Below are 22,329 nucleotides of genomic sequence, written 5' to 3'. Positions count from 1 at the left end.
TTCGTGGCGGCGAATCAATTCGCGCACCACACGGGCGGGGTTTCCGACTTCGGTGATGCCGAGCAGGCCGGCAGCTTCCTCAAGCGGGATGGGTTGCGGGAGAAACATTGGTCCCCTCCTTCACCTTGGCGAGCGCATTCCGGCTCGTGACCATCGTGTAGCCGTCCCCAAAGCGGACACAGCAGCTGTTCATGGTGCCGCGTGCGATGACTTCGCAGTGCTGGCCTTTGCGACCCTGGCGATTCCAACGATAGACGTAGGGCAGCGCCGTCATGAAATCGTCCTTCCATGTGCCGTGATCGCGTCGGCAACAGTCTGCCTCATCTCGCGATCGAGGTTGAAAAAACCGAGCTGCCCACGGCAGGGAATGAGTGGAAGCGGGAAAGAATCGCGGAGGACGAAGCCATAGCGGCCGTAAAACCAGCGGCTTCCCATTTCGGTGACGCAATCTACAATACAGGCCATTCCGACAACGGCACCGCGCGGCAACGCCATATCGCGCTCGTCATCCTTGTCCAGCTCAGACTTGGAAACGCCGGCATGAACGATGAACCAGCCGCGAACCTTGGTCGGCCAGTCCCTGTTTTCGACATCCTTGCCGTCGTGGAAGATGTGATGCGGGTACGGCTGTTTTATGCTCAGCTCCTTGATATCGCCTGCCGCTACGCGTGCGGCCAGATTGAGGTAATCGATCATGCGCTGTCTCCCTGTTGGAGAGTAGAGCGGGTCTCATCTAATATCGGCCGAAGAGCATCAAGATCGTAATCCTCAACGCCAATCTCGCGAAGACGCGCTTCCGTTGTGAGGGCGGCAGCGCTGATGATTTCCCTTGCTTCAGTATCATGACCCCAAACGCGCATGATGATGGCGGCTGCAATCGCCATGCCGATCCCAACGCTATCGTCGTCGCGTTCGCTGATTCGATGCTGCAGCTGCTCGACGGCTTTCAGATAGCCGCTGGCCTCAGTCTGTTTGACAAAGACTTCGGTCTGCAACTCGTCGACCTTGGCGCGCAACGTTACCAACTCAGCGCAAGCCATATCCATCAAGGCGTAGGCTTCCGGCTGATAGCCGGTAATACCGGCGCCTATGGCCTTCATCCACTTGTCGAGGTCGCCTTCAAAGCGCAGGCGTTCGCGCTCTGCTGATTTTGCGATCTCATCGCGCATTCGCTTCATGCTGTAGCGCGGGCGAGTGTCCGCATCGGCTTCGGCCAACGGCGCGACGGGATCGCCATATAGATAGCCGATCTCGTGACCATTATCGCGCGCATTGCCTTCGATCAGCGCAACGTCGAGACTCATATGAAAGCAGCCGGTGCTGTCCTCATACCACGCTGCTCGCGGCTCTGCGGACTCGCCGGCCGTTATCGCGGCGCCGCGCTGGTGGATCATCATTGCGAAATTCGCAACGTCGATCGGGTCGCCCTTCAGCGCATGCCTGATCAGCAGCTTCGATAGATGCTCGATCGTGCATTCGTCTGGATCGTCCCATCCGCCATAGCCTTCCGCGCGTTTCTTCGCGAGCTTGGCTTTCATGGCGTTCGCGAAGCGATCAACGGCGCTGTAGTCGGTATGTAGGACTGAGCTGATGGCGCGGCTGATATCGCCTGCGCGCACGTTCCCGATGATGCGGGCTTCCGCAACCCATGTCGCCGCGCATCCCAGCACGGCCAGCAAGACGCGGCGCGGATCGGCCTCGTCGACATTGCCGGCAGCTGCGGCGGATGCTTCAGCGAAAAGAAGCTGATTATCGGTCATTTCCGTTTTCTCCGTTTGCGGCCAATGGCAATCATGAGGGCAACGAGGATCGCCAGCAGCGCCCAACCGAAGGCGCCAAGGATGACAAAGCGCCAGTCGTCAGACATGCCCATTCGCCTTGTCCGCCAAAGCCAGAAGGTGAAGGGTGTTGCGCGGCAGTGAGATCGGCATGATGTAGGCGCCGCCGCTCTTTTCCGTCCCAACCCACGGCAGCACCGTGCGGCGATCGTCGGATACGATGCGGCTGAAGCGGGCCTCGTCGAGCCATGCCTGCTTATTGTCGGAAATGAAGGTGGAGACGGCGCGCCAATTGTGACCGCCGCAGCGGGCCGCGATCGAGCTTGCAGTTTCGCCGGCCAGATAGGCCTTGCGAATGGCGTCCTCGTCGAATTCCATGCGGCTGACGCGGTTTTCTATCCTGTTCATAGTTGGCTCCGGATACGGGTCGTTGTGAAAAAGGGCGGCGTTGAGCCGCCCTTTCTGCGTTTGCCGGGTCGGGTGATTACTCGGGCTTGCCCTGGTAGGCCGGCAGATCGGTGTCAGCCGCCACGCGCTCCAGATCGCGCGTGACCTGCTCCGTCACATAAATGTCGGGCCGATAGAGGTGGACCGACCAGGATACAGAACCGCCGCCCTGCGGCATGCGGTAGCGCAAGCGAGCCGGCAGGCGTGCCTTTTCACCCTGGTAGAAGGGTGCGACGGAGATCATGAACAGGCTTGGCACGATGATCTTGCCGCCCTTGGTATCACGGGCGGTGTGGGTTTCCTCCCACGTCAACTCGCCCTCGCCCGTCGCCAGCGTCACCGCGCTGCTGGCCTTCGTCTCCGCATGAATCTTCAGGCCGCGCGACAGCATCTGCAGCTCGTTGGGATAGGCCACTTTCCCACCAAGCATTTCCTGCCAATAGGTGATTTCATCCTCATGCGGCGCGGCAAGGTCGGCGCGATGATCTTCGATGAACTCGGCGAACTGGCCCTGATTGAGCGGCTTGCCATTGATTGATACCCAGGCCTGCCATTCTTCCGTGAGGGGGAACGGATACTGGATGCGGTGGCTGCAATTGTCGGCAGCACCGCCCGGCTCGATCGAGTGATAGTCGATGATCGACATAAGCGACGGCTCGCGCCAATTGGTATCAGCGAAGATTACACTATCGCTGGTGGCATGACGCTTGGTGAGTCTCGTGAAGCTCTCCAGCGTCTTAACGACGGCCGTTCCTCTCTTGCGCTTGGGCACGGTGCGCCACTCGTCGAACAGCGCCGCGACACTCTCGGGCTTCCCGGTGGTGCGATTGATGAAAACCGGAATGCTATCCGGTACGCCAATCGCCTTTGCATCGTTGGCGATCACGGCTAAGCCCGAGCCGGCGGCATCACAAAGCTTCTTGAGGGTTTCGAGGTCGACGGGTGCGCCGACGTTGAGCAGCGGCGAAGCGGCGGCTTCAAGCGTGGCGGCGGTGTCATTGGTCTTGCTCGTCATGGGTCTTCCTTTCTGACGGGTTGCAGGCTTAGCGGTTGTGGATGATCTCGCGAGGGCCGCCGATCATGTCCATTTGCTGGGGGTGCTCGGTCGAAAAGCCGCCGTCGTCGGTCGTGAAATACATCGTGGTCCGACGCTTCAGTTGCGGCAGCTTGGGAATGGGAATCTGCGGATTGAGAGCGACCATTTCGCCGCCGTCCTCGACGACAAGATCGAAATGGAGCGAAACGCGGGCCTTGAAGGTGCCACGGTGATTGTCCATTGCCATGTCGGTCAGCGCCTTGACCGTCGCGTTCAGTGTGTTTGAAAGATCATCGTTGACCTTGCCGCCTTCAAGCGTGGCGAGCAGGGTTTTGGCGTCACGAATTTTCATGATCGGTCTCCGGTTGAGGGGGTGGCGCGCTATTTCGCCGCGCGCTGCGTCTGGTCGTCTTTGACGACTTTGATCTTGCGGATGATGCCGTCGTGTTGGGCTTTCGCGACCTTCGGCACGTCGCGGCCGTCGACACCGCTGATTTTGAGCTTGGTGCCGTCGTCGAAGTGGACGCGGAACGTGGGGTTTGCGCTGCGCTTGCCCATGGTCAGCCCCTCCCCGCGATCACGAACGCGAACGCAATGACGGCGACGACAAGCTGAATGCCGACAAGGGCGGTGAGCGCCGCCGAAGACACGGCGGGTGCACTCGGGCGCTGGCTGATGCGGGGGGTGAAGTGGTTCACGTTCGGATGCCTCCTTTGATCCGTTTCGGAAACCGTCGACGCCAGGGGTGGGACGTGACGGTTGCCGAACCGGATCGGCTCAGGCGGCGAATTCCATATTCGCGGCGCGCACGCCGGCGGCGACGGCCTCAAAGTTGCGGTTGAAGCTGGCTTCGCTGATGCCAGCTTTCAGCGCGTCTTCTTTGGAGATGCTGTTGCGCTCAAGGGTCAGCTTGATCATCAGCTGGATATCGAGGGCGTCGGTTGCGGTGGTATCGGATTTGGTTTTCATGGCTTGCTCCGGTTTTTCCCGCCGCTCGCCGCTGTCCGGAGGAAGGGACAGCGGCGGTTCGCGGCATCCGGGGATGGGAGGAAATCGACCGGATGAGAAATAGGTACACATTGCACCTATGCCAGGCAAGCACAAAATAGGTCTGTTTTGCACCTACGCCAAAAACAACCATAAACAGCTGCCCATCGTAGGTGCAATTTGCATCATCTTATCAATGTGATTCGCGGTTGATTGAACCCGATACATCAGGCTAACGTTCTGGTCGAAAAAGTGAGGGGCGAGCCATGTTCAGGCGCCGTGCGACAGTCGTTTGTGTGATTATCGGTTTTGCTGCCTCGGCGAATGCCGACCAGGCAGCGTGTAAGATCTACGCACCGGTCTTGGAGCCCTTGGGGCCTGCGATGAGAGATGTCGCTACAGGCCTCGAAGGACAGGATACGTCAAAGATAAGTGAAAACTTCGACGGAGAGCAACGCGCGGCACTGGAGAAGATGGAAGCTCTTCGCAAGCAGCTCTTGCCACTTCTGAAGGCCTACGCCGATCAGATTGAAGATACGGCCTACGTTATGAAAAAATGCGCGCGCGATTAGGCGCGCGCCTTCCCTTACATCTCGATAACTGACCGCTTGACACGGCCAATCACCGTGACCGCTCCCTGAAAATCAGGGGCTTCTATGTCGGCATATGATGCCGGCTGGAATGGCGGATTATCGTTAGGGCGATATCGTTTATAGGTGGCGTTTCCGGACTCGTCCGCAACGACATAGCATGCATTTGGTGCAAGACGCTTGTCGCGACGGTTCACGAACACGATCGAACCAGGTGGTGAGATCTTGTTCATCGAATCACCTACGACACGCAATGCAATCCAATCGCCGTCAGGAAGATCCAGAGCGGGGATTGTGGGGAAATCGGCCAACTCGGTTATCCCCTCATGTTCCCCGAGCGCCCCGGCGCTGATCCACGATATCAGCGGAACATCCGTTGCTTTGATCGGCTCTTCGTCGATATCGTCCGGTTCGCCGGCTCCCATGAAAAGCCAGTTGAGCGAGACTTTGAACGCTTTGGCGTATTTCCGCGCGTCGGTCAGGCTGAAGCTTCCACGTAGCTCGTGACCTTTGTAGGTGTTTTCATTCCAGTCGAACCGTTGCGCAAGCTTGCGATAGCCGCCAAAACCCGCGTTGACGCGCGCTTGTGCAAGCCTTTTGGCTCGCTCTGCTTTCTCAAATTGTTCTATTCTGTCGGTCATGGTGTAAATTGTACCTACGTTTGAAGGTGCAAATCACATCCATCGTCACTTGACATATGTAGGTGTGTATTGCACCTATATGGCATGTTTCACGCTCTGCTCATTGATCTTTGGCCCTCATTGTCCGCGTTCGCCGATGACTTGGCGGTCCCTTACGAGACCGCGAAAGCCATGCGTCGGCGCGGATCAATCCCCGCCGGCTATTGGAAGCGCATGATCGAGGCTGCTGCTGATCGAGAGATTTGCGATGTGACGCTGGAGCGTCTGGCGGATTTAGCGGCGGAAGCAAGGGAGGCGGTAGTATGAGCCTCGCCCTGTTTCGCGCCGATGGTTTCCTGCGTTTTTGTCTGCCGCAATCATGTGGGCCTCCGTGATGTCCTGACGGCATCCTTACGGTGTCGCCGTCCAGCACTCACTGAATCCTTTCTCCGATCTTTTTCCTTGCCAAACTGCGAGGTGCTTTCGTGCGTTCAATTTCTGACATCGGCGCGCGTGCGCTGAAAGCTGCTACCGTAGCCGCTTATGAAGCGCTCGGCGGCGTTTCGCTGGTTTCCGAGATCCTTTCGATCGGGATTTCAACCCTCTCGAAATATGCGTCGTTCAATCACGAGTGGCGCGAAAACTTCATTCGCATCGATCTGGCTGTCGAGCTGGATCGTCGCGCCGATCATCCTTTCATCCTGTCGACGATGGCGCGCGAACTTGGCTACGAGCTGGTGCGCGATGTTCATTGCGAGATGATATCGGCCGATCTCAGCCCTACCGGCGTTCTTCGCCTTCATCGCATCCTCGACGATGTAGGCCACGAGACGGCCCGCGCGATCGAGGATGGCTATGTGGATGCCGCCGAACGGCAGAGCATCCGCCGCAAAATCGCGCTTGCCATGCAGGAACTGGCCCGCCTCGACGGCTTCATGATCGGCGGTGCACAATGAGCGCGGCGCCAAAGACGGGCGATCGCGCCGCTCAGATCCTGCGCGATGTAGTCGACAACGGACAGTACAAGAGCGGCGACCTGTCGGAACGTCGCGCCTGTGTTCGTCTGAACGGCAAGGGGCTGCTGCGCCGCGACAAGAAAGACGCTGACCTTTGGTTTCCATCGCAAAGGCTGCTCGATCAGGACGGCGCCATAACGGCGGTAGCCGAAACAGCCGGCGCTGCACATGACGCGGAAATCGCGGCTGCGGCGCAGGCGGACACGTCCGGTCTGGTCGCCACGGTGCAACGCGCTCGCGCTTTGCTTGACGACGGCGACATCATTCGCGCCAGGATTGTTGCTGCCGGCGCTTATGAGCAGGCGAAAACGGAGGCAGGCTTTGCCGAAAAGTTCGGCGCAACCGAGGCGCTGGTTGCAAAGGCTCGTCGCCTGCAGGGTGACGCGCTTCTGATCGAGACGCGCGCGAAAATGCTGATCGCCGACGAATGGGATGCCGCGCGCGCGGCTGGTCTCGTTTCTAAGGGTGGTCGGCCGAAAGCCGTTTCCGATGGAAACGAGTTAACATCTGAAAATACAGGTCTTTCGCGGAAAGAAATTCATGAGGCGCGCAAGCTCGCAGCCGCCGAAGGTCGCGAGCCGGGTCTGATCGAGAAGGCGATTCGCGCACGGCTTAGGGCGGGTCTGGAGCCGACGCGCGCCAATCTTCGCGCATCGATCGGCACGAAAACCGCCACGAAGGAAGAGCGCAGCAACAATCTTTACCAAACGCCTCCGGAAGCAATGTGGGCGTTGCTCGCGCTTGAGAAATTCGAGGGAACGATTTGGGAGCCGGCCTGCGGGCGCGGCGCCATCGTTCGCCTGCTGGAAGCGGCGGGCCATGATGATCTGATTCTGTCAGATATCGTCGATTACGGCACGGCTGACCAGTTCGGCGCGGTGCAGGACGTGTGCGATTTCATGGCGACGGAGCCGATGGACGGCAGGCCGGTCAGTATCGTGACCAACCCGCCCTACGGCGAAAACCTCAATGCCTTCGTCGCGCATGCGCTGCGCGTCCATCGCCCTCGCAAGATGGCGCTGCTGCTCAACATCAATTTCTACTTCGGCTTTGAGGATGCTGACCGCAATTTCGCGCTGCAGGACCATAAGCCTTCGCGGATATGGGCGTTTTCGCACCGTCTTCCGATGATGCACCGCGACGGATGGGATGGGCCTGTTTCGACCAGTTCCATGAATACCGCCTGGTTCATCTGGGAGCTGGACGCAGATGGCAACTATGCGAGCCGCACCGAACTCGACCGCGTGCTTTGGGATGATTTTGTGCCGGCAGCTGCGGCGGAAAGCGAGGCGGCATGAACGCGCCGCTGACCGACCGCGACCGCCAGAAAGCGAAGCTCGCCCGTCTTACCGATATCGCCGACCGTCTTGCTGGCGATGTCTGGCACGTGGATGCGGATGGCGACAAGATCCGTATCGTCACACGACGCTCGACGGGCGAGGACGCGTTGCTGCTGACGATTAACAGCGATGCTCTGCACGACGAAATCGAAATCATCGCCAGCGCGCTCGATCACCTGTTTCTCTTCCTTGGTCTGCGCAGTCGCGCCGTCGAGACGGTGCAGGAACTGCGCGCGGAAATCGAGCGCCTGAAGCGCAAGACCGATTCTGACGACCTGACCCGCACCGTCTCCATCATGCTTTCGTGGCGGATCTTTCAGCGCTTTCTCGAAACGCGCGGCGCTGGTGGCCCGGTGCGCAGCAAGGCCGAAGCCGACACGCGCCTGAAAAGCGTCCTCAATATCAGCAGCAAGACGCTTCTGAACACGGACGATCGCGCCCGCCAGGCCTGCCTGAAACTGCTGAGCGATTACGACATTTGGAAGCGAGGTGGCCGATGAGCGTCTATGTCGACGATATGAAGGCCGCCTTCGGCAACATGGTCATGTGCCATATGTGGGCCGATACAGACGCCGAGCTGCTGGCCATGGCTGACACGATCAGGGTGCAGCGCAAATGGATTCAGGGTCACCCGACGCTGTCTTTCGGCAAGCATCGCAACGCCAGTTGGGTGCATTTCGATATCGCTCTTTCCAAGCGCGCTCTCGCCGTCAAGGCCGGCGCGATTGAAACCGACCGGTTCGGACCTGTCATCCACAGGGCCAAACTGATGCTGCGCCACGCCGAAAGCATCGGTGATGCCGAATTGGCCGCGCGCGCCAGCGACAAGATCGCCCGCATTGAGGCATTGCGCGACGAAAATGCGAAAGGGCCGCTGCTATGACCAGCCGCACCTTTCCTGAAGTCTCGATCACGGCCGGCGGCCAGCAGGTCAAGGCCATGAAAATCAACTGCTCGGAATGCGAGGCCGTTGGCTATTACGCATTTCAGAGCGGGCACAAGCGCAGGCCGCCCGTCGCGGCGGTCCAGCATTTCCAAAACAAGGATTGGGTGGTCGGCAGCACGCCGCGAAAGGACTTGTGTCCTGTCCACGCCAAGCTTTCCAGAAAGAAGGGGACGAAGGCCATGGCGGACGCAACCGCGCCTGCGGCGGATAAGCCGCGCGAGATGACACGCGATGATCGCCGCATCATCAATGACAAGCTCGACGAGGTCTATGCCAACGACGCCTATAAGTCGCCCTGGAGCGATTCCGCGGTCGCCCGCGATCTCGGCGTGCCGCGTGATTGGGTGGCGCAGGTTCGCGAGGCGTTCTTTGGCGAGGCCGGCACCAATCCGCTTTTCGACGAGTTCCTGAGCGCCAAAACAGCCATTGAGCAGGGCATGACGGCGGTCGTGGCTTTGCAGGATGCCGCGATCAAGAAATTCGACGCCTGCACCAAGGAGCTTGCCGATCTGCGCAAGAAACTCGACGACCTGCGCATCCTCGGTCGCCGCATCGAAAAGGAGATCGGCAAGTGAGCGAAATGCTTCCGATCGTCGAGCAGTTGGCGGACTGCCAAACGCATGCAGAGCGCGAGGACTGGCTAATGCGCTGCCCTGACGGTGTCCTCGGCCGTGATCATATGGCAATCCGCCGTATTCTTCAGTCGGTCAGTCTGCTTGCAGGCATCGCATATCTCGAAGCGCGCGTTGCCGCTGTCAACGCTGTGCGCCTAGCTGACGGCAATCTGCCGCAGACTGTCGTCTTGGCGGTCAATGTGGCGCGCATCGATCTCAAGATCGCAGCACGGCAGGGAGGGTGTGTATGAGCAATGCGCGTTTCTCCATCATCCCGGCTTGGATCGTCACAGATACACGCTTAAAGGGCAGTGATCTGAAAGTGCTTTGCCTTCTCGGTACCTACACCAACAAAGAGGGCTGGTGCCGCCGCAGTCAGGTGAAGATGGCGGAACAGCTCGGTTGTGGCCGCTCGACGGTACAGGATTCACTCAACCGCCTTGCTGAGATCGGCGCCGTCGAAAAGCGCAAGGTGGATAGCGCGGATGGCCGAGACAGCGCCCATTGGTATCGCGTCATCCTTGATCGCGTCTTGGGCGCCGATGTCTTCACCGCTTTCGACGAGGAAGATGAAGAGGAATTCGGTCCTAAGTCTGGCTCCCAGGGTGGTGCTACCCCTGCCGGCACACCGGCACCCCCTGCCGGTATACCGGCACCCCCTGCCGCCCCTAGACCGGCACCCCCTGCCGGCTCTGGGCCGGCACCTATTAACGATACTCTTAACGATCCTTCTAACGATCGAGAGAGAGCGCGGGATGCGGGCGAAGAGGATTTGAAAAAGATCCAGCGTGATTTCAAGCGCTGGTATCCGACATGGCCGACCTACATCGGCGACAGCGAAGATGCTGCATGGCGTCATTTTGTAGCCCTGACAGCGGAGGAGCGGGCTGCCTGCCTCGATCGTACGCCTGAGTTCATTAGCGCGGTGAAGGGTATCAAGGGCAAGTTCACATATGCCAGCGTCTATCTGAAGGGCAAGGCGTGGGAGAAGCTTGGCGATCCCAAATCGGAACTGGCAACGCCCGCCGTTCACAATCCCTACAGCCGCGCGTGGATGGCTCTACGCCTTGCTGAGCTGCTGAAGCCGATGGCAACGGCTATGCCGGTTCTAACCGCATTCCAACGTTCTCAGGTCGCAGCAGGTGGCGATGCTGCCCGCCAGGTCGAGCGCGAGCGCCGTGAAAAGTATGGCTGGCCGAAGGTTAACACCATGCACGAATTTGCCGAGCGTGCGCAGGGGGTGACCGTGTCGGCGCCGCTCGTCGTGGTCTCCGAAGGCTTTGAAAAGGTCCATCGCGATAGCGAACAGGCTGCCGCGTGGCGTGACTTACATGCGCGGATGGGGTGGCCCTGGCTTCCCATCCCGAGTGGCGTGAACTGGCTGTACTTCCCGGCGGGCGAGCCAGGTGAAGCGATGGCGGATTTTGAACAGACGATCAGCGAGGGACGCGGCAATGACGATGCATAGAACAATCACCATGGGCAAGGATTTCGACATGGCACGGCTGATGCCCGTACTGGAAAGGCAGGCGAACCTGCGCGCCATCCGTGCACGCATGCTCCACCTTGCAAGCGCGAATCAGAACGGTGATCGTCATTGGTACGTGCTGGAGACCTTCTCTAGCTGCGAAAGGGCTGTGGAAAAGCGCCTGTCGGATGAAAATGTTCGTGCCTACTTGCCGCTGATCGATGGCGGTAAAGCGGTCGTGCGGCACCGTGTTGTGCAGCGTGGTGCCCGCCCTGCCCTGCCTGGATATCTGCTCGTTTCTATCGTGCCATCGCCCGCTGCATTTGTCGCTTTGGCGAACCTAAAGCAGGTTGTCGGCTTTGTCGGCGGCACAGAAAACCCGCATCGTGTCTCCGATGAAGATGTTAGCAGATTCAAGATCAAGCTTGGCGAGTATGATGCTAACAGCGCCCACTCTGAAATGTTCGTAAAGGGCGACTGGGTGCGCTTCGACGAAGGGCCGTTTATCGGCTATTCCGGCCGCATCCTTAAGATCCGGAAGATGACGGTGATGCGCGGAGTGAAGCCGATCGCGGTGGAGGCTGTTGTTGAAGTGCGCTTTGGCGATCAAGTGAAGACGGTTTCCACCCCTCTTGCACTGCTCGGAAAACTATGAGCTTATTCGCTCCACGGATGATCTGATGATCCTGAAGCAAGCGTTTGACTCGCCCGACAAGAACGGGCCAGGAGTGAGGGAAACCTCCACGTGGGTATGCCGGTCAGACCCTGCCTTGACAGCCTCAACGGAGGCACCGATTCAAGGCCAGTGCGCAAGCTATGTCTCATCACAAGAACGATAGGCGGCCCTCGGGTCGCCTTTGTCGTTCATAGGGTATGGCAAGCAAGCCGAAGTCCTTCCGTCTCCGTGGTACGCCTACCGGCCAGCAGCGCGAACGCGAGTATGATCGCGAGCGTGATAGGCAGCCTGGCCGCCAATGGTACAAGACCAGCCGCTGGCAACGCGAGCGCGCCGACTTCCTCGCTCAGCCTGACAACCAGTTCTGTCGTCGATGTGAACAGGTTGGCCTGCTGAACGCGGGTCACCTGACGATGGCAGGCGAGCTGCAGAGCAACCCACGGCGTATGCACCTGGTCATCGACCACATCAAGCGCCACTACGGCGACGAACGCTTGTTCTGGGATCGGTCGAACTGGCAGCCTCTCTGCCCTGATCACCATGACATCGTGAAGCAGGCCGAAGAGCGAGCCGCCGCCCCTCATAGGTAGGGGGGCGGGTCAAAAGTCTGGAGCCTTGAGGGGCTAGACCGGTGGGTGTGCCCGCGCACGTCGCCGCGAAATTACCGAAATATTTTTTTCTGTCGCCAAATAGGAGGGCGAACGATGGCACGTGGTCGCAAGCCCGATACCGTAGAGCAACAGGCTGCAAAAGGCGCGCCCGGCAAGCGCATGTCTGCACCGGAAGTGCAGAAGGCTCGCGAGCCAAAGGCGGCAACGCCGGTCGCGATCGGCAAGGTTCGCCCGCCGAAGTGGCTCAAGCGCAGCCGCAAGGCAACCGAGATCTGGAATGATCTGGCGCCGAAGCTTGAGCGGCTGAACCTGCTGAACGATCTCGATGCAACTCCGCTATCGCGCTACTGCCGTTATATCGTCGAGTGGATTGCCGCTGACATCACCGTCCAGAAAGAAGGGACATGGTTTGAAGCCAAAGATACGAACGGCAACCTGACGAAAAAGCGTCATCCGGCTTGGCAGGCCTGCCAGGACATCGAAAAAATGCTGCGCGATCTAGAGGCTACCTTCGGCATGCGTCCTGATGCTCGTTACAAGATCATGCGCGACCAGGCCGCCGCCCATGGTCTCGGTAACCTACCGCTTTGGGGCGATCAGCAGCCTGTTGCCGGTGAGAAGCCAACAGCCCCTGCGCCTGAAGCGAGCCAGCAGGACGTTATGGGCATCCTGAAGTCCTTCGATTCAGCAGCGCCAGGCCGGCCGAACTGATCATGGACAGCATTTCAACTGCTGCTATTCAGGCGTCCGCCGGTGCGCAGCTGTGGCCCGAACCGGAATGGATCACCGACGCGGCTGATAAGCACGGCTGGGAATGGGCGCGCATCGCATGGCGCCGGTGTTGTACGGTGTCCGGCGCATGGTTCGACTATGCCAAGGCTGATGCGGCGGTAACGCTCTTCCCGACCGTCTTCCGTCTGACAGAGGATCGCTTTGCCGGCAAACCCTTTCGCCTCGGCCTATGGCAAGAGATCATCGTTAGGCTGCTCGTCGGCTGGAAGGCACCAAACGAAATCCTGGATGAGCAAAACGGCGAGCCGACCATTGTGCATGTCCGGATCTTTCGGCGCCTCATGTTGTGGGTGCCACGTAAGAACGGCAAATCCGAGTTTCTGGCCGCCCTATCGCTGCTGTTCTTCATCCTTGATGGTGTTGTCGGCGGTCAGGGTTTCGTGTTCGCCCGCGACGAGAAGCAAGCCCGCATCATCTTCGACAAGATGAAGGCCATGATCAGCATGTCGCCGTCTCTCGGTGACACGCAGATGTTCAAGAAGTCGATCTATCTGCCGAAGATCCGCGCGCTGTTTGAGCTGCTGTCGGGCAAGCCGGAAGGCAAGCACGGCAAGTCGCCGACCGTCATCACCGGCGACGAGATGCACGAGTGGGAAACGCCCGATCTGGCGAACTTCCTGCGACAGGGTACAGGTGCCCGGCTTGAGCCGATCGAACTGTACGCGTCGACCGCCGGTGTGAAGTCGAATGCGACAGGCTGGGGTCTTTGGGAGGAAAGTCGATCCATCCTTGACGGGCGGATCGACGAACCGTCGACGCTGGTCGTGATATTTGCCCTCGATCCAGAAGATGATTGGGCTGATGAAGCCATGTGGTCGAAAGCAAATCCATCGCTGGGCATATCGCCAACGATCCAGTTCCTGCGGCGCGAGGTGGCGATTGCCAAAGATAACCCCCGCGCTGAACAGCACTTCCGCTGTTACCACGCTAATCAGTGGATCGACGCGGTCACGCGCTGGCTGTCCATCAAAAAATGGGATGCCTGCGCTCAAGATAAGAAGGCTTGGGATCGTTGGCGGCGCGGCGAAGGTATGGAAGGTCGGAAGTGTTTCGTTGCTTTCGACGTTTCCTCGAATGAGGACATAACCGCGAAGATCACCGCATTTCCTCCTGACGAGGAATTCAGCAAGTGGATCTTGTCGGCGCGGTTTTGGGTGCCGGAAGAGACGATCAAGCGGCGGTCGAGGCAAGATCGTGTCCTTTACGACAAGTGGGCCGGCATCGGTGCGATCGAAACGACACCGGGCGACTACGTCGATCAGGATTACGTTCGCAAGGCCATCGACGAGGATCTGCAGAACTTCGACGTATCCCTGATCGGCTATGACCCTTGGAACGCTGCAAAGCTCGTCACCGACATGCAGAAAGACGGCGTCGACGAGGATCTGTTTCAGATCATGCGCCAGGGCATTCCGACGCTCGGCGAACCGACGAAGTACCTTGAACGCCTTGTCATGTCCGGTCAGCTCGATCACGGCGGCCATCCTGTCTTGCGTTGGATGGCCGGCAACACTGCCGTCCGGTTCGACGAAAACCTGAACTATGCGCCGACGAAAAAGAAGTCGGCAGAGAAGATCGACGGGATTGTTGCCAGCATCATGGCCGTGGGCCTGTCCATGGCAGAGGAAACCGAAGGTCCGTCGATCTACGAAACCCACGGCCTCGCCGAACTGGAAATCGAGGAACTATGAGCATCGCAGCACGACTTCGCGGAATGGGCAGCGCGGCCGCCGGCTATATGGCCGGCCTCATGGCGTCGAGCCGATTTGAGGATGGTGGCTCTTTCTCGTCTCCTGGTGGCTGGCTTGTTCGCCATCTCGCGCCTAAATCCAAATCAGGCGTCTACGTCAGTGAATATACCGCTCGGCATCTGCCGGTCGTCTATGCCTGCGTCAACCGCATCAGCAACCCGATCGCGCGCTTTCCCCTGCGCATGTATCAGACGATCGACGACCGCAAGAAGCGCGTCGTCACCGATAAGGATCACCCTTTCGCAACGTCGATTGGCCTACGCCCGAATGAGTTCATGAGTTCCCGCACCCTGCGCAAGACCGGTCAGGGTCATGCGTTGTTGTGGGGCAACGGCTATCTGGAAATCGAGCGCAACCGGCGCGGCCAGTCGGTGGGCCTCTTTCCCCTTCGTCCGGAAGTCACAGCGCCGGTTCGCGAGAACGGCAATCACTTCTTCCGCAGCTCGATCAACGGCCAGTCGATCGAGCTGTCAAGCGACGACGTGATCCACATCATGGACCAGAGCCAGGATGGATATGTCGGCCTGTCGCAGATCCATATGGCTCGCAATGCGGTCGGCATGGGTCTGGCGTTGGAAGAGTTCGGCGGCAAATTCTTCGCGAACGACATGAAGTCAGGCGGCTTCCTGATGCATCCCGGCAAGCTCAGCGCCAATGCGCGGGACAACATCAAGGGCAGAGGCGACGGCAAGACCAGCGCTGCCAGCCCGGCAAAGAGCTTGGAAGATCAGGGCGGCCTCGATAACGCGCACCGGGTCAAAGTGCTCGAAGAGGGCATGAAGTTCATACAGACGACGATCCCGCCGGAAGATGCGCAGTTCCTCGGCACGCGCGAATTCCAGATCGCGGAGATCGCCCGCATATATGACGTTCCGTTGATCCTGTTGCAGAGTCAGGAGAAGCAAACCAGCTTTGGCGCCGGTATCGAACAGCTGATGATCGCCTTCGTTCGCCAGACTATCGATCCATGGATCAATGCATGGGAAGAAGAGCTGAATTATAAGCTGTTCACCGATTCCGAGCGGGCCAACGGCTATTATGTCAAGTTCAACATGAACGCGCTCCTGCGCGGCGACATGGCGGCACGCGCTGACTTCTATCAGAAGCTCTTCGGTGTTGCTGGGCTATCCCCGAACAACATCCTCGCTCTTGAGGACATGGACGATATCGGCCCTGCCGGCGATCACTACTTCGTGCCGTCCAACTACGTCACCTTGGAGCGCGCGACAGATCCGAACTACGTGCCCGGCGCGGCACAATCCCCCACAAGTCCGAACGACGCGACCGAAATCGGCGAGGAAGACGAATGAGATACGCTCATATCATCATGGCGCTGGCGGAAGAGCGCTGGGCCATTCATCCGGACAAGCTGCAGGCTATCCTTGATTTTATGGCTGACCGGTCGGCCGGCTTGAAATACAGCGCCGAAGAGATAGAGGCCAAGATTGGCAAGGGGCAGGAACAGGCCGTTGCACGTCAGGAAGGCAATGTTGCGATTCTTCCGCTGCGCGGTGTCATTGCTAATCGCATGTCCATGTTCGGCGATATCTCAGGCGGAACAAGCTCTGAAGGTTTCGCTCGCAATTTTCAGGCCGCCATGCGCGACGACGGGGTGAAAGCCATCATCCTTGACGTTGATTCTCCCGGTGGCGTTGTCAGCGGCACGCCGGAATTATCGTCGATGATCTATCAGGCGCGCGGATCGAAACCGATTGTTGCCCATGTCAACGCGAACGCAGCAAGTGCAGCCTATTGGATCGCGAGTGCGGCGGATGAGATGGTGGTGACACCCAGCGGTTCCGTTGGCTCGATCGGCGTCGTCGGCGTTCACGACGATCTGAGCGCGGCCCTCGAAAAGGCTGGCGTTAAAAAGACCATCATCAAAGCTGGCGAATTCAAGACGGAAGGCAATCCCTTTGAGCCGCTGTCCGACGACGCTCGCGCTCGCAAGCAAGCCAAGGTTGACGCCAGTTATGACCAGTTCGTGCGCGCCATCGCTCGCAACCGCAATGTCTCGCTAGCTGCAGTTCGTGAAGGTTTTGGCCGTGGTGACATGGTTGATGCGGAGCCGGCAGTGGCGGAAGGCATGGCCGACAGCATCGGCACATTGGAAGATACGCTGCAGCGCTTCGGCGCTTCGCAATATGGAGCTGCGCCGCAGACGAGGCGCCGTGCTTTTGCATCCGAGCGCGAAAAGCGCGCCTTGATGCTCTGATCATCCCGACATCGTCGGTTTTCATCGCGCTCCAGGGGCAACGCCGGGCCTGGGCGATCTCTAGTCATGACCCGGTAATCAGCAATAGAGAGGTTCCCATGCTGAAACAACTTCGTGAGAAGCGCGCAAAGCTTGTAGCTCAGATGCGCGGCATCATTGAAACTGCAGAGGCCGAAGATCGCGACCTGACGGCGGAAGAGCAGCAGAGCTTTGACGATATGCAGGCCGAAAGTGCTGCGCTCGAAAGGCGTATCGGCCGGATCGATGGCGTCGAGACTGTCGAAAACGCGCTCAACCAGCGTGTTGACGCTCATTCCCGCCGCAGTGGCATCGAGCGCGCCGGCGGCCCGGAAGCAAGCCGTGAATTCGAGAACATGGGTCAGTTTCTGAATGCGGTTCGCTTCAATCCGAACGACCAGCGTCTGAACTTCGTCGAAGGTGTCGGCGCGGCCGGCGAGGGCGATGATCGTCGCGCAGAACAGCGGATGGACAACGACGCTCAGGGCGGCTTCATGGTGCCGCAGCAGTTCAGCCAGACCATCATGAGTGTTGAGCCGCAGGATGCGCTGGTTCGTCCGCGTGCAAATGTGATCCCGGCCGGTTCTCCTCCGGATGCTGGCATCACCATGCCGACACTCGATCAGTCGGGGGCCGCACCTGGTAATGTCTTCGGCGGCATGACCTTCGACTGGATCGAGGAAGGCGGCGACAAGCCGGAAACCGATGCAAGCCTTGGCTCCGTCAGCCTGGTGCCGAAGGAAATCGCGGGTTTCGTCACGGTTACCGACAAGCTGCTGCGCAACTGGGCGGCATCGAGCACGTTCCTGACGAACCTCATGCGCGGCGGCGTGGCTGCAGCCGAAGACTTCGCATTCTATCGCGGCGACGGCGTTGCCAAGCCACTCGGCATCCTCAATGCGCCGGTCACGAAGTTCATCCACCGCGCCGTTGCAAATCAGGTCGCCTACGAGGATCTGGTTGCCATGGCGGCGGTTCTGCTGATGCGCGGTGGCTCGCCGGTATGGTCGGCGCCGCAGTCGGCCCTGCCACAGTTCGCGACCCTGAAAGATCCGCAGGGCCGTTACATCTGGCAGGCAAATGCGGTCGGCGGTTTCGCCGGCACCCTGCTCGGTTATCCGCTTCGGTGGAATAATCGCGCGCCTGGTCTTGGCCTGAAGGGCGATATTCTTCTCGCTGACTGGTCGAACTATCTCATCAAGGATGGTTCCGGCCCTTACGTCGCCGCTTCCGAGCACGTCAAGTTCACGCAGAACAAGACGGTGATCAAGATCTTCTGGAACGTCGATGGTGCGCCTTGGATGAATGCGCCGTTCAAGGAAGAGAACGGCTACGAGGTATCGCCCTTCGTTGCCCTCGACGTTCCGGGCTGATCGCTCGCCAGCTTAGCCTGTCGCTTGGTGCGGCAGGCTTATCCTTCATTTCCACCTACACCAAAAAGGATTCCGCCATGCGCGATCTCGCTACGCATCTCACGGTCAAGCGCGCCATCAGCCCGGCCGCAGCAATCGTCGATAACACCCCGCTGGTTTCCGCGATCGTCGATCGCTCCGGATATGACAAGTTCATGTTCGCCATCCTAACCGGTCAGCTCGCCGACACCGACGCCACCTTTACGGTTCAGGTCGATCACGGCAATGATCCGGCGCTGGCTGATGCTTCCGCTGTTCCCGATAGCCAGTTGACAGGCACCGAAGCCGCCGCAGGGTTCAATTTCAGCGCCGACGATCAGACGCGGAAAATCGGCTATGTCGGCCCCAAGCGCTACCTGCGCATGACTATCACGCCGGCAGGCAATACGGGCAACGCCTTCATTGCCGCCATCGCGATCCTGTCGGCGTCCCGCTACGAGTGATCGGCTCGATCGCTCTCCCCTCCCGAAATTAGTCCGCCTTTGGGCGGTGAACTGAGGATACTCAGATGAGCAAAGATCTGATTGTGCTTGCCGAGTGCGTCGACAAGCGAAACGGCCGTCGTTTCCAGCGGGGCGAGACCTTCGATCCGGTTCCCACGGTAGAGCAGGCAAAGCGCCTGATCAGAGCCGGGTGCCTTCCGGAGGAGGCTTATTATCTGGCCCGCGAAGCCGCAGACGACGAAAAAGGTCGCCAAGAATCGGAATCCGACTTGGCGTTGAAGGCTTCGCAAGAAGCCGACCAGGCCGTGACGGATGCTCAAGCTGCTTTCGACGCGGCTGCTGACGACGCAAAGGCCGCCGCCAAGACAGCACTCGACGAGGCGAAGGCAACCGCCAAGGCAGCGCAGGCTGCCCTGAAAAAGCTGACGAAGTGAGCTAACCATGACCATTCGCGTGATCGAGCCGCCGCAACCGTTCCTGACTCCAGCCGAACTGACAGGTGTGGATCAGGAAACGATTGATGCCGTCGTCGGCGAAATCGACGGGCCTGACGGCTGGCTCGGTCGCGCGATTGGCGCTCAAACCCTTGAATGGGTTTTGGACGACTGGCGCGGCCGCAATCTCCTCCTGCCGTGCGCGCCCATCATTGATATCCTCAGTGTCGTCTATACAGACACAAAAGGAATCGAGCAGACCGTTGATTCTATCAATTACGGCAAGACCGGCGATTATCTCTGGTTCAAGCCGGCTTGGCACATGCCATCACTCGGCTCCTATCCGGAACCGGTGCGCATTCGTTATCGCGCCGGTTACGACAGCAGCCCGGTTGCTGATGGTGGCACTGGCCCGATCCCAGCGCAGATCCGCAAGGCCGTCAAGCTGGTCTGCCAGTATGTGCAGGCGATCGGTAAAGATGATCTGTTCCTGCAGGTTGACGAGGTCGAAGGCGTCGGTCGCCGTCAGTATATCGTTTCAGACGTTGCAGCGAAGATCATCCGAGATGCAGCGGATCAGCTGCTATCGGGTCTTAGGCACTACGCATGACGCCGGCCGAAGCAATAGCCTCGCTCGATTCCGCCCTGGCAGCTAAAGGTGCGCGCGTCAACGTCTATCGCTACACGGCGGCAGGCGGGAATCCTCGCCCGAAAACAGAGGCCGCCGACGTTCCCGCCTTTGTGCGTGCCGTGAGTGCCGATCAGCTCGTCGGCACGATTGATCAGACTGGCCTGAATATCGTACTCAGCCCGACCATGCTTGCCGACCTCCTGCCGCTCAAGAAGGGCGACAAGCTCCTGATCGACGGCCGCGAACGTAATGTCGAGCTGGTAAAGCCGATCAGCATGCAGACGACACTGGTCCGCATCAATCTCGTGGTTATCGGCTGATGGCTGGCTTCGACGCCTTCGATCGCGAGATCCGCCTTGCAACGGCAGGACTCGAGGCGAAAGACATCAGCGCGGCGCTTGCCGCCTTCGCGCGCCAGCAGCTGGCAGATGCGCTCTCGGCGGGTGCCAGCCCGGTCTATGATCTCTATGTGAATGGCCGGCCGGCGCACTCGGAAAGCGAAGTGCAGGCACCTGGTCCGATTGTCTATGAGTTCGCGCTTTGGGAACCGGTCATCACCTTTGCGCTCGACGAGCTGCGCACACGGTCGCCGGCCAAGTCTGGCCGCTTTCGCAGTTCGTTTATCGTCATCGCGCAGCAGCGCATAGTCGACGATTACGACGCCATTCCGGCGCGCTCCGAAGTGATCATTACCAATTTCCAGCCCTACATCCGGAAGATAGAGGGCGGTTTGGGAAATCAGAAGGGCAAGCGCTACCAGGTCTTTGACGGCACCAAGCGCGCCCTGGCTCGACGCTTCGGAAACGAAGGCCGCAACACGCAGGCCGCCTTCAGTTTCGAAACCAAGTGGCTTTCGATCTCGGGCGGCGTCCACCCGGCCATTCCCTATATTCTGAAGGGTCATCAGCGCCTCGGCAAAGGCGCGAAAGCCTATGGCCGCCGCAAGGATCGCGAGGCCGGCCAACCCCTGACCTATCCCGCCGTCGTCATGAACATGGTGTTTTGATGCCTTCTGCCTTCGACGAGTTTCATACCTATCTGACGGCCTCATGGGCTGAAACGGATCTCGTTTTCGAAAATGAGGAGTACGAGTTGCCCGGCATCCCGACAGAATTCGTCTATGCCGAGTTCGTCAGCGACGGCAGCTCGCAGGATACCTTTGGCGATCCCGGTAACAATGAATGGCTTGAGGGTTTCGGCATCTATCTTCACGTCATGACGCCGAACGGAGCCGGCAGTCAGCGAGCGCGCCAGATTGGCGGCCGTCTCGAATTGTTGTTCCGCGAGCAGCCGCTTGGCGCCATGTGGTTTCGCTCGTTTTCGATCGGCGCTGGCGAGCCGGGCCGCACCTTCGGCAATTACTTCGCGATGACGGTGGCGATCTCGGGTGACCGGCGCAACCGAACTTCGCAACTCAATCCGTAACTGCCTCCCCCAATCATCATAGCCCTTAGCGGGCCAAAACTGGAGAAAAGCTATGTCAACAGCTGATAGCTCGCTGACCCGCCTTGCCTATGTCATGGAAGATCAGCCGGGCGTGATCCCTGATACCCCGGCTTGGAAGGCGCTGAACTACGTCAGCGAAACGCTCGACGTTCAAAAGCAGACCGATACGCCGGAGGAAATCAACGGCACCCGCGATGTCACTGACATTGTCGATCTTGGTCGCTCCGTCACCGGCGGCGTCAACACCCTACTGCGATACGCTGCCTATGACGACCTGTTTTCGGCTCTTTTCTGCGCCGAGTGGGCCGGCAACGTTCTGAAGAACGGCCGCCTGGTGAAGAGCATGGCATTCGAAAAGACCTTCGATTTCGGCGGGTCGTCGGGCTACGCGCGTTATTATGGCTGCCGGATGAACACTCTCGATCTGCAGCTTAATAGCCGCACCTTTGCGCAGGCCAATTGGGGCGTCATGGGTTTGGGTGCTCCCGATCCTGACGATGATATCATCACCGACGCAACCTATGCCGCCGCCTCGACGGCGCCCGTTCTGAATACCGGTCTTAACATCGGCTCGCTGGTCGTCGGTGGCGTCACGGTCCCGCCGAAGATCCAGCAGGCCAATCTGAACATCACGAACAATATCTATGCCAACGATGTTCTCGGCAAATACGAGCCGGATAGCCATGGCCTCGGAACCTTCACGGTGACCGGAAGTCTGACGGCGCTTTTTGACAGCATTGAGCTGTATCAAAAGGTTCTGCAGCACGCGGATCTGTCGTTGTCCCTCAAGATCGGCGCTGCGGCAAACTCGAATTATGTGTTCTCGCTCGGCAAGATCAAGGCCAGCGGCGGCCCGCAGGTCGGCGGCAACAATCGCGCCGTCGTCATGCAGATGAATATTTCCGCCAAGATCGACCCAGCAATCTCGGGCACGATGTCGTTGACCAGAGCGGTCGCATAAGGCGCAAAACAAAGAGATCCGCACCCGACGCGGTCAATCTTCAGTGCACTGAACGGCCCAGCATTGTCGGGTGCCGGGCCACCCCTTCCGACAAAGG

32 protein-coding genes are annotated in these 22,329 nt (G+C 59.4%); 22 read left to right on the top strand and 10 right to left on the bottom strand.

Annotation, left to right across the window (positions count from 1 at the left end; translation table 11 throughout):
* Window positions 1–79 precede the first annotated feature (79 nt).
* The 9 genes from FHT28_RS04150 to FHT28_RS04110 all read right to left on the bottom strand — a co-directional run bounded on the left by FHT28_RS04150 (window position 80) and on the right by FHT28_RS04110 (window position 4,341).
* The gene (locus tag FHT28_RS04150) at window positions 80–274 is read right to left on the bottom strand and encodes a hypothetical protein (RefSeq protein ID WP_168595682.1); all 195 of its coding nucleotides are present in this window, start codon (window positions 272–274) and stop codon (window positions 80–82) included.
* Window positions 271–696: a hypothetical protein gene (locus FHT28_RS04145; protein ID WP_168595681.1), complete on the bottom strand. Its 426-nt coding sequence runs from the start codon at window positions 694–696 to the stop codon at window positions 271–273. Before FHT28_RS04145 ends, FHT28_RS04150 begins: the two co-directional genes overlap by 4 nt.
* Window positions 693–1,760, bottom strand: a complete 1,068-nt coding sequence (locus FHT28_RS04140; RefSeq protein ID WP_168595609.1) for a hypothetical protein — start codon at window positions 1,758–1,760, stop codon at window positions 693–695. The genes FHT28_RS04145 and FHT28_RS04140 overlap by 4 nt, the downstream gene beginning before the upstream one ends.
* Before the next feature lie 99 nt (window positions 1,761–1,859).
* Window positions 1,860–2,186 carry a hypothetical protein gene (locus FHT28_RS04135; RefSeq protein ID WP_168595680.1) on the bottom strand — a complete coding sequence of 109 codons (327 nt, stop codon included), beginning with the start codon at window positions 2,184–2,186 and terminating at the stop codon, window positions 1,860–1,862.
* A 76-nt stretch (window positions 2,187–2,262) separates the two neighbouring features.
* On the bottom strand, window positions 2,263–3,240 hold the full coding sequence (locus FHT28_RS04130) for a DUF2303 family protein (RefSeq protein WP_168595679.1): 978 nt from the start codon (window positions 3,238–3,240) through the stop codon (window positions 2,263–2,265).
* Window positions 3,241–3,268: 28 nt separating this feature from the next.
* The gene (locus FHT28_RS04125; RefSeq protein ID WP_168595678.1) at window positions 3,269–3,613 is read right to left on the bottom strand and encodes a hypothetical protein; all 345 of its coding nucleotides are present in this window, start codon (window positions 3,611–3,613) and stop codon (window positions 3,269–3,271) included.
* Between the two features lie 29 nt (window positions 3,614–3,642).
* Window positions 3,643–3,819 (bottom strand): hypothetical protein, encoded by a 177-nt coding sequence (locus FHT28_RS04120; RefSeq protein WP_168595677.1) that lies wholly within the window; start codon window positions 3,817–3,819, stop codon window positions 3,643–3,645.
* Between the two features lie 2 nt (window positions 3,820–3,821).
* On the bottom strand, window positions 3,822–3,959 hold the full coding sequence (locus FHT28_RS04115; RefSeq protein WP_162737699.1) for a hypothetical protein: 138 nt from the start codon (window positions 3,957–3,959) through the stop codon (window positions 3,822–3,824).
* A gap of 79 nt (window positions 3,960–4,038) precedes the next feature.
* Window positions 4,039–4,341, bottom strand: a complete 303-nt coding sequence (locus FHT28_RS04110) for a hypothetical protein (RefSeq protein ID WP_168595676.1) — start codon at window positions 4,339–4,341, stop codon at window positions 4,039–4,041.
* A gap of 173 nt (window positions 4,342–4,514) precedes the next feature.
* Between FHT28_RS04110 and FHT28_RS04105 the strand changes: the two genes are divergently transcribed.
* The gene (locus FHT28_RS04105; RefSeq protein ID WP_168595675.1) at window positions 4,515–4,820 is read left to right on the top strand and encodes a hypothetical protein; all 306 of its coding nucleotides are present in this window, start codon (window positions 4,515–4,517) and stop codon (window positions 4,818–4,820) included.
* Window positions 4,821–4,834: 14 nt separating this feature from the next.
* Here FHT28_RS04105 and FHT28_RS04100 read toward each other — a convergent pair whose 3' ends face one another.
* Window positions 4,835–5,479 carry a S24 family peptidase gene (locus FHT28_RS04100; protein ID WP_168595674.1) on the bottom strand — a complete coding sequence of 215 codons (645 nt, stop codon included), beginning with the start codon at window positions 5,477–5,479 and terminating at the stop codon, window positions 4,835–4,837.
* 464 nt (window positions 5,480–5,943) lie between these two features.
* Here FHT28_RS04100 and FHT28_RS04095 point away from each other — a divergent pair, with 464 nt between their 5' ends.
* From FHT28_RS04095 to FHT28_RS03995, 21 genes are all read left to right on the top strand, one after another.
* Window positions 5,944–6,414, top strand: coding sequence for a hypothetical protein (locus FHT28_RS04095; RefSeq protein ID WP_168595673.1), 471 nt, complete (start codon window positions 5,944–5,946; stop codon window positions 6,412–6,414).
* Entirely contained in the window at window positions 6,411–7,772 is a 1,362-nt protein-coding gene (locus FHT28_RS04090) for an SAM-dependent methyltransferase (RefSeq protein WP_246704798.1), read from the top strand. The genes FHT28_RS04095 and FHT28_RS04090 overlap by 4 nt, the downstream gene beginning before the upstream one ends.
* Window positions 7,769–8,314 (top strand): hypothetical protein, encoded by a 546-nt coding sequence (locus FHT28_RS04085; RefSeq protein ID WP_168595672.1) that lies wholly within the window; start codon window positions 7,769–7,771, stop codon window positions 8,312–8,314. Before FHT28_RS04090 ends, FHT28_RS04085 begins: the two co-directional genes overlap by 4 nt.
* On the top strand, window positions 8,311–8,697 hold the full coding sequence (locus FHT28_RS04080; RefSeq protein ID WP_168595671.1) for a DUF4031 domain-containing protein: 387 nt from the start codon (window positions 8,311–8,313) through the stop codon (window positions 8,695–8,697). Before FHT28_RS04085 ends, FHT28_RS04080 begins: the two co-directional genes overlap by 4 nt.
* On the top strand, window positions 8,694–9,335 hold the full coding sequence (locus tag FHT28_RS04075; protein ID WP_246704797.1) for a hypothetical protein: 642 nt from the start codon (window positions 8,694–8,696) through the stop codon (window positions 9,333–9,335). The genes FHT28_RS04080 and FHT28_RS04075 overlap by 4 nt, the downstream gene beginning before the upstream one ends.
* Window positions 9,336–9,340: 5 nt before the next feature.
* Entirely contained in the window at window positions 9,341–9,625 is a 285-nt protein-coding gene (locus tag FHT28_RS04070) for a hypothetical protein (protein ID WP_210255681.1), read from the top strand.
* Entirely contained in the window at window positions 9,622–10,842 is a 1,221-nt protein-coding gene (locus tag FHT28_RS04065) for a helix-turn-helix domain-containing protein (RefSeq protein WP_168595669.1), read from the top strand. The genes FHT28_RS04070 and FHT28_RS04065 overlap by 4 nt, the downstream gene beginning before the upstream one ends.
* Entirely contained in the window at window positions 10,829–11,497 is a 669-nt protein-coding gene (locus FHT28_RS04060) for a transcription termination/antitermination NusG family protein (RefSeq protein WP_168595668.1), read from the top strand. The genes FHT28_RS04065 and FHT28_RS04060 overlap by 14 nt, the downstream gene beginning before the upstream one ends.
* 218 nt (window positions 11,498–11,715) lie before the next feature.
* Entirely contained in the window at window positions 11,716–12,108 is a 393-nt protein-coding gene (locus FHT28_RS04055; RefSeq protein ID WP_168595667.1) for a hypothetical protein, read from the top strand.
* 114 nt (window positions 12,109–12,222) lie between these two features.
* Window positions 12,223–12,840: a phage terminase small subunit P27 family gene (locus FHT28_RS04050; protein WP_168595666.1), complete on the top strand. Its 618-nt coding sequence runs from the start codon at window positions 12,223–12,225 to the stop codon at window positions 12,838–12,840.
* Between the two features lie 2 nt (window positions 12,841–12,842).
* Complete coding sequence (locus tag FHT28_RS04045; protein ID WP_168595665.1) at window positions 12,843–14,612, top strand: terminase TerL endonuclease subunit; 1,770 nt, start codon at window positions 12,843–12,845, stop codon at window positions 14,610–14,612.
* The gene (locus tag FHT28_RS04040; RefSeq protein WP_246704796.1) at window positions 14,609–15,982 is read left to right on the top strand and encodes a phage portal protein; all 1,374 of its coding nucleotides are present in this window, start codon (window positions 14,609–14,611) and stop codon (window positions 15,980–15,982) included. Before FHT28_RS04045 ends, FHT28_RS04040 begins: the two co-directional genes overlap by 4 nt.
* Window positions 15,979–16,887 (top strand): S49 family peptidase, encoded by a 909-nt coding sequence (locus FHT28_RS04035; RefSeq protein WP_168595664.1) that lies wholly within the window; start codon window positions 15,979–15,981, stop codon window positions 16,885–16,887. The genes FHT28_RS04040 and FHT28_RS04035 overlap by 4 nt, the downstream gene beginning before the upstream one ends.
* A gap of 98 nt (window positions 16,888–16,985) precedes the next feature.
* Window positions 16,986–18,278, top strand: coding sequence for a phage major capsid protein (locus FHT28_RS04030; protein WP_168595663.1), 1,293 nt, complete (start codon window positions 16,986–16,988; stop codon window positions 18,276–18,278).
* Window positions 18,279–18,355: 77 nt separating this feature from the next.
* The gene (locus FHT28_RS04025; RefSeq protein WP_168595662.1) at window positions 18,356–18,760 is read left to right on the top strand and encodes a hypothetical protein; all 405 of its coding nucleotides are present in this window, start codon (window positions 18,356–18,358) and stop codon (window positions 18,758–18,760) included.
* Window positions 18,761–18,825: 65 nt separating this feature from the next.
* A complete protein-coding gene (locus FHT28_RS04020; RefSeq protein WP_168595661.1) occupies window positions 18,826–19,194 on the top strand; it encodes a hypothetical protein in 369 nt (122 codons plus the stop codon).
* A 19-nt stretch (window positions 19,195–19,213) separates the two neighbouring features.
* Window positions 19,214–19,804, top strand: a complete 591-nt coding sequence (locus FHT28_RS04015) for a hypothetical protein (RefSeq protein ID WP_168595660.1) — start codon at window positions 19,214–19,216, stop codon at window positions 19,802–19,804.
* Window positions 19,801–20,145, top strand: coding sequence for a hypothetical protein (locus tag FHT28_RS04010; protein ID WP_168595659.1), 345 nt, complete (start codon window positions 19,801–19,803; stop codon window positions 20,143–20,145). Before FHT28_RS04015 ends, FHT28_RS04010 begins: the two co-directional genes overlap by 4 nt.
* Window positions 20,145–20,831, top strand: a complete 687-nt coding sequence (locus tag FHT28_RS04005; protein WP_168595658.1) for a hypothetical protein — start codon at window positions 20,145–20,147, stop codon at window positions 20,829–20,831. The genes FHT28_RS04010 and FHT28_RS04005 overlap by 1 nt, the downstream gene beginning before the upstream one ends.
* Window positions 20,831–21,250, top strand: a complete 420-nt coding sequence (locus FHT28_RS04000) for a hypothetical protein (RefSeq protein WP_168595657.1) — start codon at window positions 20,831–20,833, stop codon at window positions 21,248–21,250. The genes FHT28_RS04005 and FHT28_RS04000 overlap by 1 nt, the downstream gene beginning before the upstream one ends.
* 52 nt (window positions 21,251–21,302) lie before the next feature.
* A complete protein-coding gene (locus tag FHT28_RS03995; RefSeq protein WP_168595656.1) occupies window positions 21,303–22,232 on the top strand; it encodes a phage tail tube protein in 930 nt (309 codons plus the stop codon).
* Window positions 22,233–22,329 lie beyond the last annotated feature (97 nt).

The organism is Rhizobium sp. SG570 (assembly GCF_012275345.1).
Lineage (GTDB): Bacteria > Pseudomonadota > Alphaproteobacteria > Rhizobiales > Rhizobiaceae > Rhizobium > Rhizobium lusitanum.
Note: the sequence above shows the minus strand (reverse complement) of the source record. Positions and strands in the feature narration are given on the sequence as shown.

What these genes read in the sequence shown, in the direction of transcription:
- FHT28_RS04090 (WP_246704798.1), top strand. Translation starts at nt 6,411, where the DNA reads ATGAGCGCGGCGCCAAAGACGGGCGATCGCGCCGCTCAGATCCTGCGC.
- FHT28_RS04150 (WP_168595682.1), bottom strand. Translation starts at nt 274, where the DNA reads ATGACGGCGCTGCCCTACGTCTATCGTTGGAATCGCCAGGGTCGCAAA.
- FHT28_RS04080 (WP_168595671.1), top strand. Translation starts at nt 8,311, where the DNA reads ATGAGCGTCTATGTCGACGATATGAAGGCCGCCTTCGGCAACATGGTC.
- FHT28_RS04050 (WP_168595666.1), top strand. Translation starts at nt 12,223, where the DNA reads ATGGCACGTGGTCGCAAGCCCGATACCGTAGAGCAACAGGCTGCAAAA.
- FHT28_RS03995 (WP_168595656.1), top strand. Translation starts at nt 21,303, where the DNA reads ATGTCAACAGCTGATAGCTCGCTGACCCGCCTTGCCTATGTCATGGAA.
- FHT28_RS04145 (WP_168595681.1), bottom strand. Translation starts at nt 696, where the DNA reads ATGATCGATTACCTCAATCTGGCCGCACGCGTAGCGGCAGGCGATATC.
- FHT28_RS04030 (WP_168595663.1), top strand. Translation starts at nt 16,986, where the DNA reads ATGCTGAAACAACTTCGTGAGAAGCGCGCAAAGCTTGTAGCTCAGATG.
- FHT28_RS04105 (WP_168595675.1), top strand. Translation starts at nt 4,515, where the DNA reads ATGTTCAGGCGCCGTGCGACAGTCGTTTGTGTGATTATCGGTTTTGCT.
- FHT28_RS04010 (WP_168595659.1), top strand. Translation starts at nt 19,801, where the DNA reads ATGACGCCGGCCGAAGCAATAGCCTCGCTCGATTCCGCCCTGGCAGCT.
- FHT28_RS04045 (WP_168595665.1), top strand. Translation starts at nt 12,843, where the DNA reads ATGGACAGCATTTCAACTGCTGCTATTCAGGCGTCCGCCGGTGCGCAG.
- FHT28_RS04135 (WP_168595680.1), bottom strand. Translation starts at nt 2,186, where the DNA reads ATGAACAGGATAGAAAACCGCGTCAGCCGCATGGAATTCGACGAGGAC.
- FHT28_RS04025 (WP_168595662.1), top strand. Translation starts at nt 18,356, where the DNA reads ATGCGCGATCTCGCTACGCATCTCACGGTCAAGCGCGCCATCAGCCCG.
- FHT28_RS04035 (WP_168595664.1), top strand. Translation starts at nt 15,979, where the DNA reads ATGAGATACGCTCATATCATCATGGCGCTGGCGGAAGAGCGCTGGGCC.
- FHT28_RS04110 (WP_168595676.1), bottom strand. Translation starts at nt 4,341, where the DNA reads ATGTGTACCTATTTCTCATCCGGTCGATTTCCTCCCATCCCCGGATGC.
- FHT28_RS04140 (WP_168595609.1), bottom strand. Translation starts at nt 1,760, where the DNA reads ATGACCGATAATCAGCTTCTTTTCGCTGAAGCATCCGCCGCAGCTGCC.
- FHT28_RS04055 (WP_168595667.1), top strand. Translation starts at nt 11,716, where the DNA reads ATGGCAAGCAAGCCGAAGTCCTTCCGTCTCCGTGGTACGCCTACCGGC.
- FHT28_RS04060 (WP_168595668.1), top strand. Translation starts at nt 10,829, where the DNA reads ATGACGATGCATAGAACAATCACCATGGGCAAGGATTTCGACATGGCA.
- FHT28_RS04120 (WP_168595677.1), bottom strand. Translation starts at nt 3,819, where the DNA reads ATGGGCAAGCGCAGCGCAAACCCCACGTTCCGCGTCCACTTCGACGAC.
- FHT28_RS04000 (WP_168595657.1), top strand. Translation starts at nt 20,831, where the DNA reads ATGCCTTCTGCCTTCGACGAGTTTCATACCTATCTGACGGCCTCATGG.
- FHT28_RS04005 (WP_168595658.1), top strand. Translation starts at nt 20,145, where the DNA reads ATGGCTGGCTTCGACGCCTTCGATCGCGAGATCCGCCTTGCAACGGCA.
- FHT28_RS04100 (WP_168595674.1), bottom strand. Translation starts at nt 5,479, where the DNA reads ATGACCGACAGAATAGAACAATTTGAGAAAGCAGAGCGAGCCAAAAGG.
- FHT28_RS04125 (WP_168595678.1), bottom strand. Translation starts at nt 3,613, where the DNA reads ATGAAAATTCGTGACGCCAAAACCCTGCTCGCCACGCTTGAAGGCGGC.
- FHT28_RS04085 (WP_168595672.1), top strand. Translation starts at nt 7,769, where the DNA reads ATGAACGCGCCGCTGACCGACCGCGACCGCCAGAAAGCGAAGCTCGCC.
- FHT28_RS04040 (WP_246704796.1), top strand. Translation starts at nt 14,609, where the DNA reads ATGAGCATCGCAGCACGACTTCGCGGAATGGGCAGCGCGGCCGCCGGC.
- FHT28_RS04130 (WP_168595679.1), bottom strand. Translation starts at nt 3,240, where the DNA reads ATGACGAGCAAGACCAATGACACCGCCGCCACGCTTGAAGCCGCCGCT.
- FHT28_RS04070 (WP_210255681.1), top strand. Translation starts at nt 9,341, where the DNA reads ATGCTTCCGATCGTCGAGCAGTTGGCGGACTGCCAAACGCATGCAGAG.
- FHT28_RS04075 (WP_246704797.1), top strand. Translation starts at nt 8,694, where the DNA reads ATGACCAGCCGCACCTTTCCTGAAGTCTCGATCACGGCCGGCGGCCAG.
- FHT28_RS04020 (WP_168595661.1), top strand. Translation starts at nt 18,826, where the DNA reads ATGAGCAAAGATCTGATTGTGCTTGCCGAGTGCGTCGACAAGCGAAAC.
- FHT28_RS04065 (WP_168595669.1), top strand. Translation starts at nt 9,622, where the DNA reads ATGAGCAATGCGCGTTTCTCCATCATCCCGGCTTGGATCGTCACAGAT.